At 38.7% G+C, this 15659-nt stretch carries 15 protein-coding genes; 11 read left to right on the forward strand and 4 right to left on the reverse strand.

The window, feature by feature from the left end; genetic code table 11:
- Nucleotides 1–220 precede the first annotated feature (220 nt).
- From trpB to H6F47_RS03930, 4 genes are all read left to right on the forward strand, one after another.
- Entirely contained in the window at nt 221–1462 is a 1242-nt protein-coding gene (gene trpB, locus H6F47_RS03915; RefSeq protein ID WP_096572635.1) for a tryptophan synthase subunit beta, read from the forward strand.
- 9 nt (nt 1463–1471) lie between these two features.
- Nucleotides 1472–1987, forward strand: a complete 516-nt coding sequence (locus H6F47_RS03920) for a CAP domain-containing protein (protein WP_190647768.1) — start codon at nt 1472–1474, stop codon at nt 1985–1987.
- A gap of 576 nt (nt 1988–2563) precedes the next feature.
- Nucleotides 2564–3109, forward strand: a complete 546-nt coding sequence (locus H6F47_RS03925; RefSeq protein WP_137667060.1) for a CAP domain-containing protein — start codon at nt 2564–2566, stop codon at nt 3107–3109.
- Between the two features lie 102 nt (nt 3110–3211).
- Nucleotides 3212–3841: a ribonuclease H-like domain-containing protein gene (locus tag H6F47_RS03930; RefSeq protein ID WP_137667059.1), complete on the forward strand. Its 630-nt coding sequence runs from the start codon at nt 3212–3214 to the stop codon at nt 3839–3841.
- A 132-nt stretch (nt 3842–3973) separates the two neighbouring features.
- On the opposite strand, the gene H6F47_RS03935 is transcribed toward H6F47_RS03930, so the two are convergent.
- Nucleotides 3974–4405: a rhodanese-like domain-containing protein gene (locus H6F47_RS03935; RefSeq protein WP_190647770.1), complete on the reverse strand. Its 432-nt coding sequence runs from the start codon at nt 4403–4405 to the stop codon at nt 3974–3976.
- 502 nt (nt 4406–4907) lie between these two features.
- Between H6F47_RS03935 and H6F47_RS03940 the strand changes: the two genes are divergently transcribed.
- Both H6F47_RS03940 and H6F47_RS03945 read left to right on the forward strand, forming a co-directional pair.
- Nucleotides 4908–5624 carry a response regulator transcription factor gene (locus tag H6F47_RS03940; protein ID WP_096567177.1) on the forward strand — a complete coding sequence of 239 codons (717 nt, stop codon included), beginning with the start codon at nt 4908–4910 and terminating at the stop codon, nt 5622–5624.
- 518 nt (nt 5625–6142) lie between these two features.
- A complete protein-coding gene (locus H6F47_RS03945) occupies nt 6143–6913 on the forward strand; it encodes an endonuclease/exonuclease/phosphatase family protein (protein ID WP_242027326.1) in 771 nt (256 codons plus the stop codon).
- A gap of 17 nt (nt 6914–6930) precedes the next feature.
- Here the strand turns inward: H6F47_RS03945 and H6F47_RS03950 are convergent, their stop codons facing one another.
- From H6F47_RS03950 to pdxA, 3 genes are all read right to left on the reverse strand, one after another.
- The gene (locus H6F47_RS03950) at nt 6931–7227 is read right to left on the reverse strand and encodes a hypothetical protein (RefSeq protein ID WP_096567173.1); all 297 of its coding nucleotides are present in this window, start codon (nt 7225–7227) and stop codon (nt 6931–6933) included.
- Nucleotides 7220–7558 carry a type II toxin-antitoxin system RelE/ParE family toxin gene (locus tag H6F47_RS03955; protein WP_190647772.1) on the reverse strand — a complete coding sequence of 113 codons (339 nt, stop codon included), beginning with the start codon at nt 7556–7558 and terminating at the stop codon, nt 7220–7222. The genes H6F47_RS03950 and H6F47_RS03955 overlap by 8 nt, the downstream gene beginning before the upstream one ends.
- 97 nt (nt 7559–7655) lie before the next feature.
- The gene (gene pdxA / locus H6F47_RS03960) at nt 7656–8705 is read right to left on the reverse strand and encodes a 4-hydroxythreonine-4-phosphate dehydrogenase PdxA (protein ID WP_190647774.1); all 1050 of its coding nucleotides are present in this window, start codon (nt 8703–8705) and stop codon (nt 7656–7658) included.
- A gap of 266 nt (nt 8706–8971) precedes the next feature.
- On the opposite strand from pdxA, the gene H6F47_RS03965 reads away from it, so the two are divergent.
- From H6F47_RS03965 to H6F47_RS03985, 5 genes are all read left to right on the forward strand, one after another.
- Nucleotides 8972–9076 (forward strand): PetM family cytochrome b6-f complex subunit 7, encoded by a 105-nt coding sequence (locus H6F47_RS03965; RefSeq protein WP_096567167.1) that lies wholly within the window; start codon nt 8972–8974, stop codon nt 9074–9076.
- Nucleotides 9077–9255: 179 nt separating this feature from the next.
- Nucleotides 9256–10254 (forward strand): SDR family oxidoreductase, encoded by a 999-nt coding sequence (locus H6F47_RS03970; protein ID WP_096567165.1) that lies wholly within the window; start codon nt 9256–9258, stop codon nt 10252–10254.
- Nucleotides 10255–10334: 80 nt separating this feature from the next.
- Nucleotides 10335–11252, forward strand: a complete 918-nt coding sequence (locus H6F47_RS03975) for an NAD(+) kinase (protein ID WP_190347814.1) — start codon at nt 10335–10337, stop codon at nt 11250–11252.
- A gap of 226 nt (nt 11253–11478) precedes the next feature.
- Complete coding sequence (gene nblR, locus H6F47_RS03980) at nt 11479–12165, forward strand: response regulator transcription factor NblR (RefSeq protein ID WP_096572633.1); 687 nt, start codon at nt 11479–11481, stop codon at nt 12163–12165.
- 534 nt (nt 12166–12699) lie between these two features.
- On the forward strand, nt 12700–15534 hold the full coding sequence (locus H6F47_RS03985) for a zinc-dependent metalloprotease (protein ID WP_190647776.1): 2835 nt from the start codon (nt 12700–12702) through the stop codon (nt 15532–15534).
- The last annotated feature ends 125 nt before the right edge of the window (nt 15535–15659 follow it).

The raw sequence follows: 15659 nt of genomic DNA on the forward strand, positions 1-15659 counted from the left end.
ACCAATTATCAATTTTTGTCCAAAACTAAGCTGTTGTGCATTTAATTTGTATAAGTGGAACAGGCATCTTGCCTGTTAAACAAGAGTTCAGAATATTAGGATTATACAATTTAGCTGTGTAACAGCTTATTTTCCGAATGCTTCGCCCCTACGACTCCTGCTGTAAAAGAAGATTGTTCTAGAATTACAATTAACTGTGTTCTCTAATTTAACCGAATCTGTGACTACTACTCCCCTTTCTCCCAACTTCTCACAAACCGCTGCTGTTCCCGATAGCTTAGGACGTTTTGGACGCTTTGGTGGTAAATATGTTCCTGAAACTTTAATGCCGGCTTTAGCTGAACTGGAAACAGCTTATCACCAATACCGTAATGATCCTGATTTTCAAGCAGAATTACAAGGTTTACTGCGAGATTACGTAGGACGTGCTACCCCTTTATACTTTGCTGAAAGACTCACCGCCCATTATGCCCGTCATGATGGCACAGGAGCGCAAATTTACTTAAAACGCGAAGATTTAAATCATACAGGCGCTCATAAAATTAATAATGCCCTTGGTCAAGTTTTATTAGCAAAGCGCATGGGTAAGCAGCGCATTATTGCTGAAACAGGTGCAGGACAACATGGGGTAGCTACAGCTACCGTTTGCGCTCGTTTTGGTTTGCAATGTATTATTTACATGGGTGTTCACGACATGGAACGCCAATCCTTAAATGTGTTTAGAATGCGCTTGATGGGGGCGGAAGTTCGTGGTGTGGCAGCCGGTACGGGAACTCTCAAAGATGCCACTTCTGAAGCCATCCGTGACTGGGTAACGAATGTAGAAACTACTCATTATATTCTGGGTTCTGTAGCTGGTCCCCATCCTTACCCGATGATAGTCCGGGATTTTCACGCGGTTATTGGCCAGGAAACTCGCGCTCAAGCAATGGAAAAATGGGGTGGTTTACCTGATATTCTCATGGCTTGTGTGGGTGGTGGTTCTAATGCAATGGGACTTTTTCATGAGTTTGTTAAAGAACCATCGGTGCGGTTAATAGGTGTAGAAGCTGCTGGTGAAGGTGTGAACACTGGTAAACACGCCGCCACCTTGACAAAAGGACAAGTTGGTGTATTGCATGGGGCAATGAGTTATCTGTTACAAGATAATGATGGACAGGTGATTGAACCCCATTCCATTAGTGCAGGTTTGGATTATCCTGGTGTTGGTCCAGAACACAGCTATATGAAGGATATTGGCAGGGCTGAATATTATAGTGTGACAGATGCTGAAGCTTTAGAGGCATTTCAACGCTTATCCCGGTTAGAAGGAATTATACCTGCTTTAGAAACTTCTCATGCGATCGCCTATTTAGAAACTTTATGTCCACAACTTACAGGCAGTCCCCGGATTGTGATTAACTGCTCTGGTAGAGGTGACAAGGATGTGCAAACAGCTGCTAAATTCTTAATTCAAGGCTGATAATTAATCATGTTGAGAAATACTATTTCAGCTATTGGTGCAGGTTTCTTAGTTTTAGTCAGTGGTGGGATGGCTAGTTCTGCTCCTAGTCCATCTTTTATATCCAATGACAGCTACAAAGTAGCACAAACTAATGTTAATACTGCTGCTATAGAAGCCTATGTTTTCCAACAAATAAACCAGTACCGCGCCTCCCAAAATTTACCCCCACTGACTCGTAATTATCGTATTGATCAGCAAGCAAGAATTCACAGTCAAAACATGGCTAGTGGTAAAGTTCTCTTTAGTCATGATGGATTTCAAGCACGAGTCAGAGCGATTGGTATTCCTTTCAGTCGAGTTGCGGAAAATGTGGCTTACAACCAAGGTTCTAGAGATCCTGCAACCACCGCTGTACAAGGTTGGTTAAGGAGTTCAGGACATCTAGCTAACATTAGAGGTAATTATAACCTCACAGGAATTGGTGTGGCGAGTAATAGCAAAGGACAAATTTTTTTCACCCAAATTTTCCTCACATCAAGATAAATTTTAGTGCCTGATTGGTGATTGGTGATTGGTGATTGGTGATTGGTAATTATTTGGTTTCGTAATCCCAATAATTTCAATTGTCAATTATCAATTATCAATTATCAATTATTTTTGCATCTGTCAATGGATACTATTTTTTATATATTTTTTTGACTAAAAATGTAGTGACAATAACACTTTGTGAGGTGAAGCATCTACCATAGGCATATACTGGATACTGGATTTTTTTAAAGTTATGAAATTGGCAGACTTTTAGCAAAATAAAATGTCATTTTCAGGAAAGTGAACTCAAAAATATGAATTATAGAAGGTGACAGGTAATGGGTAATGGGTAATGGGTAATAGGTAATATTTCTCCTGACTCCTGACTCCTGTACGGGCGAAGCACTCGGAAAATAGGCTTAGACAAAAATTTATAATTAGTCGCCCGAATGCTTCGCCCCTACCACTCCTGACTCCTGACACCTACTGTAATTCTTCAGTTCACCAATACTTGACAGTATCCTGGTACTTATTCTGTACATCAGAAGATAGAGTATATGTCTGATAAATCCATACACTACCTAATTCTCTATGTTCCGACAAACTGCTTTTGGCATGGCTTTAAGTACGCTTGTCCTTGCTAGTGGATTGATGACTGATCCTGTTCCCAGCAATAATTCTGCTAAAAAAATCACTTACACTCAGTCATTTAATACTTCTAGTCAGGCGGCTATTTTGAATCTTGGTTCTGAAAATGCTACTTTAGAAAAATTAGTTTTTGAGCAAATTAATCAATATCGTGTTTCTCAAGGATTATCAAAGCTCACCTTAAATGCAAGTATCACTCAGCAAGCAAGAATTCACAGTCAGAACATGGCTAATGGTATAGTGAAATTTAGTCATCATGGATTGGAACAACGAGTTAAAGCCATTCCTCTTAAATATGACAATGCAGCCGAAAATGTGGCTTTCAACGTGGGATATAGTGATCCAGCAAAGCAAGCTGTGATTGGTTGGCTCAACAGTCCTGGACATTTGCATAATATTCAAGGAAATTTTAAATTGACAGGGGTGGGAGTGGCGACTAATGCCAAAGGTGAAGTTTATCTCACACAAATATTTGTCAATACCAAATAGATTGTCTTACTGATTTTTTGCACAATTTGCATAATAATAAATTAGTGTCTGATCCAGTAATTTTTTAACTGATAGACACTATCATTCATTTGGGAACGATTGATGAGATTAGATGATTTTAGGGTTAGTGACGGTGATATAGATGCTGCTACCCTCGCGGAGTATTTAAAATCTGAAGCTCTGGCTGTAGACACGGAAACAATGGGATTATTACCACAACGCGATCGCTTGTGTCTTGTTCAGTTGTGCAACCCAGAGGGAAAAGTCACCGCTATCCGCATCGCTAAAGGACAAACAGAAGCTCCAAATTTAAAACAACTTTTGGAAGCAACCCACATCCTCAAAGTATTTCACTTTGCACGGTTTGATATTGCTACCTTACGCCACAATCTTAATATTCAGGTTCAACCTGTTTTTTGTACTAAAATTGCTAGTAAGTTAGCCCGCACCTACACTAACCGTCATGGTTTGAAAGATGTAGTACAGGAATTAGAACAAGTAGAACTAGACAAAAGCTCTCAAAGTTCTGATTGGGGGAATGCTGCTAATTTATCGGAGGCTCAATTAAGTTACGCTGCTAATGATGTCCGCTACTTATTGAGCATTCAACAAAAACTAACGCAAATGCTACAACGAGAAGAACGTTGGCAACTAGCACAAGAGTGCTTTCAAGTTTTACCAACATTGGTTTCTTTGGATTTATTACAATTCAAAGATTTATTTGAACATTAAGAGTAATTCGTAATTCTTAGGTAAGAGGGAACAGGGAACAGGGAACAAAATGCTTGACTTTTTATCTGATTCTACCCAATCACCAGTCACCAATCACCAGTCACCAATCACCAATCACTTCTATTGATTTTCTCAATGATTTTGGATGCGAGAGACAACATTGTAATCATCTGCACCTGCGGGAGTTCTTGATTCGATAATACCTTCTGTTTGTCCACCAATTGCCTTCCATGCTCCCAAACCACCTTTTAATTCTGATACGTGTACAAATCCCGCAGCACGCAATTTTTGGGCAGCTTGAGCAGTTTGTCCCTCATCAGTGCCGTAAACATAAATATCACGGCTTTTTTGTAAAGAAATTTCTGCACGATCTGTTAGTTCATCTATAGGCATAGGCATTGCGCCCATAATATGACCTTGGTTGTAGGTTGAGCGATCGCGGACATCCAAAATTGTAAATGCTGGTTCGCCCCATTCTAGACGAGATTTAACTACATGAACATCCGATTCTACTTCTATGGGTGGCTGTTGAGGAATAATCCCACCCATCAAATTATTAGTCATAAGTTTTATCCGTTTTAACCTATTCAATTTCAACTTCAATCAACTTAGTCAACAATAAATTAACAAACAAAGTCTAGTTAATTTGTCTGGCTTGAGTATGAAAATATAAAAATTTTCCTGAATAAATCCTGAATAAATCCTGAATAAATCCTGAATAAATCCTGAATAAATCTTGTAAAAATCTATCTTTAGATATATTCGATTTCTCATATCGTCATCAGTAATATTTCAGTACAGATACTTCGGTATAACACCACAATTGATTTATATTTTATACATTTTTTTTTTCAAAAAATACCAAAATCATACATTACCGATACATTTTATAAGGATTATTATAAAGTTTGCATAAACTTCAGGAAAAATTCAGTGTATACAAGGACTAAAGCATTTTTCCTACTTATTTATTTAGCCAGGAGCTAAGATACTCCTTAAACACAACATCTCAAAGCATCTGTCACCACAGAAAATCGCCAAATCAATCAATAAACTGCATTGGACTATGGATAAGCTTGCCACGAATATTCCCAAGATTATGATTGTAGATGACGATTTCAGTGTGAGAAATCTCGTCTACCGTTTTCTGAGTCGAAAATACCAAATAGAATCGGCCTCAGATGGTAAAAGTGCTATGGCATTATTTGATCAATTCAATCCAGCCTTGGTAATTCTGGATTGGAATTTGCCAGATGCCAATGGCTATAAACTTTGTCAAGAAATGCAAAGTCGCACCAATGTTTTAGTTTTGATACTCACTAGCCGGAATGATGAAGCTGATAAAATTAAAATTCTGGCCGCAGGTGCAGATGATTTCATGACTAAGCCATTTAGCCTAGCAGAAGTGGAAGTCAGAGTTGAAGCACTTTTAAGACGCATTCGTTATATCCATCCTCATCAATCACAACGTCTTGTTTTTCAACAATTAGCAATTAACCCAGAAGGTAGAGAGGTAAAATTGAATGATAAACCTTTAGCTTTAACGGCTTTAGAGTTTAATATTTTACATTTTTTAGCTAGTCATCCAGGACAAGCTTGGAGTCGTCCCCAACTAATTCAGAAAATTTGGGGTTGTGACTATGTAGGAGATGGAAGGGTTGTAGATGTGCATATTGGTCAATTACGTAAAAAAATGGAAGTTGATTCGAGTACACCAGAGTTTATCAAAACGGTACGCGGCTATGGTTATAAGTTTGAACCACCAGAAGGTAACAAAGTTTAACCTCTCCGTAAGTATTCAGCTATCAGTAATCAGTAATCAGCCAATAGCCAGGATTCAGACGTTTTAATTTTAGGAATGTTATCTGCATCTGCTTTTTTCATTCTTTGTATTTCAATCTTTCAGGTACTGACGGAAACCGATGACTGAATGCTGAATGCTTACACTCCAGAGCAAAAACAAATCATTAAAATATTGGTGCGTTTATCAATTAACAATCTGGTTGTACATCTGAATTTACCAAGGATTTTTATTGGGGCTTGATCACAGATTTAGCATGAGTTGGAATTATTAAGGCTAAAGTCGGTCAGGGAATTTGTATCTACTCAAGCCTCAGAGCAATTTTAGATTTTAGATTTTGGATTTTGGATTTTGGATTTTAGATTTTAGATTTTAGATTTTGAAGATTTTTAAAATTTCCGCTAATAAGTTATTATAGAACTATAAAATCTAAATTGACTATATACTATATATTCTTATCAATATAGATGCCATTAAAGAAAGTAATGAAAATCACAGTTATGACTTTTAACCTCCGCTGCGACAAACCAGATCCGGGGGTACGTCAGTGGAAAAAGCGTGTAGGTGCGATCGCTGCTGTTATTCAACACTATCAACCAGATGTAGTGGGTACACAGGAAGGTAAACTCCATCAACTGAAGGATTTACAAGCACTTTTACCAGAATATAAATTTGTTGGTGGCGATCGCTCTGGTACAGGAGAAGATGAACACTGTGCAATTTTCTATCAACCTGAACTTTTAAAACTGCAAGAAACTCAAGATTTTTACCTCAGCGATACTCCAGAAATTCCTGGTAGTATTACTTGGGGAACTCGTTTACCACGCATGGCAACTTGGGCTAATTTTCAGGTGGGTGATCCTAGTATTTCTCTAACTATTGTTAATACTCATTTAGATCATGAAATTGCTAAAGCGAGGGAGTTGGGTGCAGGTTTGCTGAGTCTGCGTTTAATGGGTTTTCCTGCTGAAAATTATTTACTGTTAACAGGAGATTTTAACGCTCATTCCAGAACTTTAGAACGAATAATTTTAGCTGATAATTTTAGAATACAAGATACTTTAGCAAATCTGCCGTTAGCAGAACAAAAAACTTTTCATGATTTTACTGGTGAACCTGTGGATGCTAGAGATACAATTTATGGCGATCGCCGTTTTCACATCGAACAAGTAATCATTGACAATAAACAATGGGAAAGTATTTGGCCTTCTGATCATTTTCCGGTGATTGTGAAGTTAAGCATCAGGAATGAAGTTAAGCATCAGGAATAGGGAATAGTAGTCAAAAATTAAGCAGACTTAACGGATACTGCTAACTGTAACCCTAAAGCATCTAATAAGGTACGTAAACAATAAAATTCAATTTCTCCTTGCTCAGATAATTTCTGGGCTAGGTTCTCATAACATTGCTGTACTGTTTTTGATAGTTTCTCAATTCCACCTTGAGCTTCAATAACATTTTTAAGTGCCTTATTTAACATTTTAGGATCGCCTTCTTCTAAAACAACTTCAATATAAGCTGCTGCTTCTAGTGGATCTTTTAAGTCTTGGATTAGTTTTGCATGATAACTTGTACTTTTAGGCATCATCTCGACTCCGATAATCTTCCCAATATTCTTTAGCTTTACGAATATCTTTAACTTGAGTGCTTTTATCACCACCACACAGGAGCAAAATAATTGTTGACCCTTCCTGTCCAAAGTATATCCGGTAGCCAGATCCATAGTCTATTCTCAATTCAAAAACACCTTCGCCAACGGATTTATAATCTCCTAAGTTACCATCTTCAACTCGGTCAAGTCTGGCTCTAATTTTAGCTTTTGCTCTTCTATCTCTTAGAGCATCAAACCAATTATCAAAAGGATTTGTACCATCTGCTGTTAGGTAATTCTTGATTTCTCTGGGTTGGGTGTTCATGGGGTTGTTGTTTCATAACCTACATACCACAACCTACACTGGCAGTTAGTTTTGGACAATTAGTTTTGGACAAATGTCGCATATTATTCATCAGAGCCTAAACTTTATACTTTTGCTTCACCAACTCCACCGCTAATTGTATCGCAGCTTTCATACTGGTTGCATCAGCAATACCTTTTCCGGCAATATCAAAAGCTGTTCCATGATCTGGGGAAGTTCTCACAAACGGTAAACCAATGGTAGTATTTACCGCCCGATCAAAAGCCATTAATTTTACAGGAATTAAACCTTGATCATGATAAAGTGCTAAATAAGCATCAGCAGGATTTTTAACGTTAGAATTACCATACCAAGCTTGACCCGGTTTCACCCACATTGTATCCGGTGGTATGGGTCCTTCTAGTTGTAAATGCGGTCGTTTTTGTCTTTCTGCTTTTAACCAAGGGATTAACCAATCTATTTCTTCTGTTCCTAATTGTCCCATTTCTCCACTGTGGGGATTTAAACCAGCGATCGCAATTTTCCCATTTTTAATCCCAAAATCTCTTTCTAAACATTCTGCTAATAAATCTAATTTTTTTGTTAATAATTCCGGTGTTAAGGTTGACGATACTTGACATAAAGGAATATGTGTGGTAGCAAGTAAAGCCCGTAAAGTCCAACCAGTAAAAGGCGATCGCCCGACAAACAACATTCCAAAACGTTCTACACCTGCTTTCTCGGCTAAAAGTTCGGTTTGTCCCGGATAATCAAAACCAGCGGCTTTCCAAGCTGATTTAGCGATAGGTGCTGTGACAATACCATCAAAATCACCTGCTAAAGTTTGAGCTATGGCATATTCCATATAAGCAAAACTGGCCGCACCACTAGCAGCATTACCCACCCCAGTAATAATTTCACCTGAGTTTGGTACATCAACATCAATCACATTTAACTCATCAGGATTGGCCAAAGCTAGTGAACTATCAGTATTAGCTGTCAAATTTTTATAAGTTTTAGTGAGTAAATGCCGATTACCCACTACGACTAAATCACAGTTTTGGCTAACTTCTGAATCAGCCAAAGCCTTTAAAGTTACCTCTGCTCCAATACCGGCAGGATCTCCCAGTGTCAGTGCTAAACGTGGACGTTGATGAGTATTAGTCATAAGTCAGGGAATAGGGAACAGGGAACAGGGAACAGGAAAACTGTTAATTAAGCCACATCGCTACTTACCCAGTCCCGATTTCAATTAGCTGCTAAACTATTTTAGAATTATTTAGACAGGTCTAATCCTCAAGACAGTTGAAGACCTGGTTTACCTAAGTTACCAGACTAGCAAAAATGAGATTTGAGCGATCAAGTTAAGTTAAGCAGTCTCATAAACGGTAAACATCTACAAACCATTCAGTTCACAAAGGAGAAACACAGCAAATGGGCGGCGAAATCTTAAATGCAGCTATGCTATCTTTCGGCTTAATCTTCGTAGGTTGGGGTCTCGGCGCTTTATTGCTGAAAATTCAAGGCGCTGAAGAATAAGCAGGGGGCAGGGGGCAAGGAGCAGGGTGAGAAATATTAATTTCCCAGTCCCCAGTCCCCAGTCCCCAGTCCCCAGTCCCCAATCCCCAGCCTCCTTAAAAAAAATGTAAACTTTTATTTCTATAACTAAACTCTGTTAAGATTTTTATCATAAAACATTAAAATATATAACGACCCTCATGACATTATTAATTGTCGGTGCTACTGGCACATTAGGAAGACAAGTAGCTCGTCGTGCTATTGACGAGGGGTACAAAGTACGCTGCTTAGTTCGCAGTACCAAAAAAGCTGCATTTCTCAAAGAGTGGGGTGCAGAACTGGTGAAAGGCGACTTGTGCTATCCCGAAACCCTGGTAGGAGCATTAGAAGGTGTAAACGAAGTCATTGATGCTTCCACATCTCGCGCTACAGATTCATTAACAATTAAACAGGTAGATTGGGAAGGTAAGGTAGCATTAATTCAAGCTGCAAAAGCTGCGGGTGTAGAGCATTTTATCTTTTTCTCTATTCTTGATGCTGATAAATATCCCAATGTACCGCTAATGGAAATCAAGCGATGTACAGAATTATTTTTAGCTGAATCTGGCTTAAATTACACTATTTTAAGATTAGCTGGGTTTATGCAAGGCTTAATTGGTCAATATGGCATACCCATTTTGGAAAATCAGCCGGTGTGGGTGACAGGTTCATCTTCCCCGGTGGCTTATATGGATACTCAAGATATTGCTAAATTTGCGATTCGGGCATTGAGTGTACCAGAAACCCAAAAACAAACTTTCCCTGTGGTGGGTACTCGTGCTTGGAGTGCAGAAGAAATAATAAATATTTGTGAACGTTTATCAGGAAAAGATGCTAGAGTAACACGGATGCCTATTGGCTTGTTGCGTGGTGTTCAAAGCTTACTGCGGTTTTTCCAATGGGGATGGAATGTAGCTGATAGATTGGCTTTTTCCGAAGTTTTAGCCAGTGGTAAACCATTAAATGCGCCAATGGATGAAGTATATACAGTGTTTGGCTTGGAGCAACAACAGACAGCCACAGTAGAAACTTACTTGCAAGAGTATTTCAGCCGGATTATGAAAAAGCTGAAAGAGCTAGACTACGAGAAAACCAAGAGCAAAAAGAAAAAAGATAAAAAAACGCCTTTTAAACAGTCATCAAAAGCTAATAGTCAATAAAATCCCAGATGTTGATTACAATATCCCAAAATATGTAACCATTACTAAAGAAAAAGCATAGCCTACTTGGATATTTGAATGTGCCGAAAGCTGGCATTATCTACAACGACGTTAAACCGATAGCAACTAGAACCGCTATCGAACTCAAAGACCAGTTAACCGCAGCTGGTTGGGATGTGTGTGTGACAACAAGCATCGGTGGTATACTGGGCTACTCTAATCCTGATGGTCCTGTATGCCACACCCCAGTGGAAGCTCTCACACCTCCCGGTTTTGATTCCAGTATGGAGTTTGCAGTGGTATTAGGGGGAGATGGAACTGTTTTAGCAGCTTCCCGTCAAGTTGCCCCCTGTGGGATACCATTGTTAACTGTGAATACTGGTCACATGGGATTTTTGACAGAAGCTTATCTAAACCAACTTCCCCAAGCTATAGAACAGGTAATGGCAGGTGAGTATGAAGTCGAAGAACGAACCATGCTCAATGTCAAAGTGCTACGGGGGGAAACTGTCTTATGGGAAGCCTTATGTTTAAATGAAATGGTGTTGCATCGAGAACCATTAACTTCGATGTGCCACTTTGAAATTCAAATTGGTCATCATGCAACAGTGGATATTGCAGCCGATGGTGTAATTATTTCTACTCCAACTGGTTCAACTGCTTATTCATTAAGTGCTGGTGGACCTGTGATTATTCCCGGTGTACCTGTGTTGCAGCTAGTACCAATTTGTCCCCATTCTTTGGCCTCTAGGGCTTTAGTATTTCCCAACAATGAACCTGTGAACATCTATCCAGTCAATGTACCCCGGATGGTGATGGTGGTAGATGGTAATGGTGGGTGTTATGTGATGTCAGAGGATCGGGTATATTTGGAGCGATCGCAACATAAGGCTAGGTTTATTCGCTTACAATCACCAGAGTTTTTCCGCGTTTTACGGGAAAAATTAGGCTGGGGACTACCGCATATTGCTAAACCCAATTCTGTAGAATTGCCATAATTATCAGTAGTCAGTAGTCAGTTGTCAGTTGTCAATACAGGTTTTCTTCGAGAATTGGTAGTTAAGCAATTGTATTGGGTTGTATTGGGAATGAGTAATTAAAATTGCATCTTGGGACAGTCGAGGTTTGATCATGGAACGTGCTAAAACATCTACAATATCATTTGTATCAATTGTATCAATTACCAAATAATTACCAATTACCCATTACCAATTACCAATTTATATGACCTTTTCTCACAGTGCCTGCGTTCTGGTGATTGAACCCGATGATAGTTTAGCTAATCAATTAGCTTTTGATTTGCAAGAAGCCGGTTATGATACTGTTGTGGCTCATGATGCGGCTAGTGGTTTGCAAAAAAGCCGCGAAATGCAACCTGCTTTAATTGTTGTAGATCGGATGCTGACAGGAGAATCTGGACTTTCTTTGTGCAAAAATCTCCGCAGCAGTGGCCATCGTTCCCCTGTTTTAATTTTAATGGCCAGAGATACAGTTGATGATCGTGTCGCTTGTCTGGAAGCTGGTGCTGATGATTATATTCTTAAACCCTATCGCTCAGAAGATTTTCTCAAGCTGATTCGTCTATATCTCAAACCTGATGTCGATACCAGTGAACAGTTGCGTTTTGGAGATTTGGTGCTAGATATTGGCATCCGTCGCGCTGTCTATAATGGTATAGCTATCGACTTAACTATGAAAGAATTTGAACTATTAAAGTTTTTTATGGAGCATCCCCGTGAAGTATTAACCCGTGAGCAAATATTGGAGAATGTCTGGGGTTATGATTTTATGGGTGAGTCAAATGTGATTGAAGTATACATTCGCTACTTGCGGTTGAAAATTGAAGAGGAAGGGCAAAAACGCTTAATTCAAACGGTGCGGGGTGTAGGATATGTTTTAAGAGAATCTTAAAAATTCTGTAGCAGGAGTCAAGAGTCGTAGGGGCGAAGCATTCGGGCAACCAATTATCAATTTTATGAACAGGCTATTTTCCTGTAAGGGCGTTCGCGAAGCGTGCTGGAAGCATCAGCATTCGGGCAACCAATTATCAATTTTAGCAACAGGCTATTTTCCGAATGCTTCGCCCCTACTTCGCCCGTACTTCGCCCGTACTTCGCCCGTACAGGAGTCAGCAGTAAAACCCTATTGTAGTAGGATTTTCATGATAAATTGATGTCCTAACTACTCTGTCTACGGAAGCACAGGAAAAAAATACCAACAATGCAACCAACCTAATATTTCTTTATGCTAATATTCCCAATACATTCAAATCTTGGATTTTGCCGGAATTTTATTTATTGATTTTTGTTTAGTTAAATATAGTTGACAATTTTTTAATTTTATACTGTAGTCATGGTTAATCATCCTAGAGGAACTCTCTGAGCGTGTTAGCTTTTTTTCTGCCTTGTTGTTTTTACCAGAATCAATAGTTATTAGGGATGTAGAATGAAAAGATTAACTTTTTATATAGTTGTGTTACATAGTTTATTTTTAGGTATGGGAACTGCTTGCGCCCAGTCATTAGAGACAAAGGCAAAGGAAAATCTGGCAACTTCAGATCAAATAACTTTACCAGCATCGCAACTATGGGTAATTAATCAAAATAAACAGGTACAAAAACAACCGTTTATGTGGGTGGTAGAAGATCCAAAAAAAGCCAGACAACAACCATTTTTACAACTTGCGAAAAATGCCAATAAACCAACTAAAAAACCTGGAGATATCACTAAACCATATAAAAATGAGAATTTAGAAGAATTTGATGATGTTGTCAAAGACACTCAAAAATTAGAGGGTATATTTACTCTTTATCACCAAAAAGAAAATAATAAAATATATTTAGAAATTAAACCAGAACAACTAAATAAAAACTTCTTAGCTACAGCTACTTTGGAATCTGGTATTGGTGAAAAAGGTATTTATAGTGGTTTACCGTTGCAAGATTTTCTATTTTATTTCCAACGCATAGATAATACTTTGCAATTTGTGGTGCGGAATGTGAATTTTCGGACTCGTGAAGGAGATCCACAAGCTCGTTCTTTGCGGCGTTCTTTTAGTGATTCTGTTCTCTATAATTTGCCGATTAAAAGTATTCATCCCCAACGGAAAACAATACTCATTGATTTAGGTGATTTACTCTTAACAGATTTAGCAGGATTATCTGCGAGTTTGGAATTATCAGCAAGTCCAGAACAAGCCTATTTTGGTAATGCCAAAGTTTTTCCCCATAATCTAGAAGTGCAATCAATTTTAAATTTTACAGGCGCTGGCGGAAATCTGAGTGTACTGGCTGATAGTCGTGGCTTTACTCTCAAACTGCACTACAGTATTTCTCAACTGCCTAATAATAATTATCAACCACGTTTAGCAGATGAGCGTGTGGGATATTTTATCACTGCATATCAAGATTTATCTAGGGATGATCGTGATGATAATTTTGTCCGTTATATTAATCGCTGGAATTTAGAAAAACAAGACCCCAAAGCGGAAATTTCTCCCCCAAAAAAACCGATAGTTTTCTGGATTGATAACGCTGTTCCTTTGGAATATCGTGATGCGATTAGAGCAGGGGTATTAATGTGGAATCAAGCTTTTTTGCAGGCGGGTTTTAAGGATGCGATTGAAGTTAAACAAATGCCAGATAATGCTACCTGGGATGCGGCTGATATTAGGTATAATACAATTCGCTGGATTAATACGGTAGATGGCTATTTTGCCCTTGGTCCCTCCCGTGTTAATCCTTTGACGGCAGAAATTTTGGATGCTGATATTCTGGTAGATGCTAGTTTTGTGAGGGCTTTAAAAAATGAATATCGGCAAATTATTTTACCCAAGCAAACACAAAAACAAACACAAACGCCAACTACTTTATCTACATTGATGCAAAATCGCCTTCTTTGTGGTAACAATGATCAAAAAAATAAAGGGTTAATTGGCAATTTATCTAAACTAGCGGGAGAGTATGATTTATGCTATGGGATAGAATCTACTAATCAATTTGCTTTTGGTGCTTTGGCTATGTCACTATTAGCAAATACTGTTCCTAGTCGGGATCAGATGCAAGATTATATTCATCAATATTTACGTTTAATTATTGCCCATGAAGTAGGCCATACTTTAGGTTTGCGGCATAATTTTCGCGGTAGCAATCTTTTACCTCCAGAGGAGATGAATAATCGAGAAATTACTAGCACTAAGGGTTTAACTGCTTCAGTGATGGATTATATTCCTCCTAATATTGCCCCTCGTGGTACAGTTCAGGGGGATTATTTTCCTGATAAAGTGGGAAGTTATGATATTTGGGCAATACAGTATGGTTATACTCCTTCTGGGGCAAAAAGTACCATTGCAGAAAAATCATTTTTGGCAGAAATAGCGAAATTATCAGAAAACCCAGAGTTGAGTTATTCTCCTGATGAAGATACATCGGAAATTGATCCTACATCTGCACCTTGGGATAATAGCGGTAATGTGCTAGTTTATTCTCGCTGGCAGTTGGATAATTCCCGTGTGATGTGGGATCGTTTAAATCAGGGTTATTTAATGTATGGTGATAGTTACAGCGATTTAACTGATCAGTTTAGTACCATTTTTGGTAATTATTTACAGCAGTTAAGTTACACTATTAAATACATTGGTGGTCAGTCTTTTTACAGAGTTAATCCGGTTGATAATAAAGGCAGATTACCATTTGTGGCGGTTCCTGTGGAAAAACAAAGACAGGCATTAGCAACTTTGCAAGAGTATGTTTTTGATGAAGAGGCGCTGAAATTTTCACCGAAACTACTGAATAAATTAGTACCTTCTCGTTGGTATCACTGGGGAAGTACACCTGTCACGGGGCGTTTAGATTTCCCGGTTCATGATTTGGTGTTGTTTGTACAGAGTGCGGTTTTGAGTGATTTACTTTCAAGCGATCGCCTGACTCGCATTAAGGATATCGAACTTAAAAGCAAACCCGGTGAAGCACTGACTTTACCTGAAGTATTTAATACTTTGCAAATGGGAATTTGGACGGAGGTTTTACAACCAAAAGGAAAATTAGAAATTTCTAGTTTACGACGGGGTTTACAACGGCAGTATGTCAACTTTTTAACAGCGATGGTATTAAGGAAAGTAGATGTACCAGAAGACGCTCGCACTTTAGCATGGTATAAGCTCAAACAATTAGATCACCAACTCAAACGGGTGAGGTCTAATGATGAGTATACAAAAGCGCATTTACTGGAAACCCGCGATCGCATTGAAAAAGCTTTAAATGCTCCATTGCAGGGGAACTAGGGGACTGGGGACACTTCGACAAGCTCAGTGCATCCCTGGGGACTGGGGACAGAAAGAAGTTTAGCAATAACCAATTACCCATTACCAATTACCCATTACCAATTACCTATCACCAGCCTAAACAA

The organism is Sphaerospermopsis sp. FACHB-1094, assembly GCF_014696195.1.
Lineage (GTDB): Bacteria > Cyanobacteriota > Cyanobacteriia > Cyanobacteriales > Nostocaceae > Sphaerospermopsis > Sphaerospermopsis kisseleviana.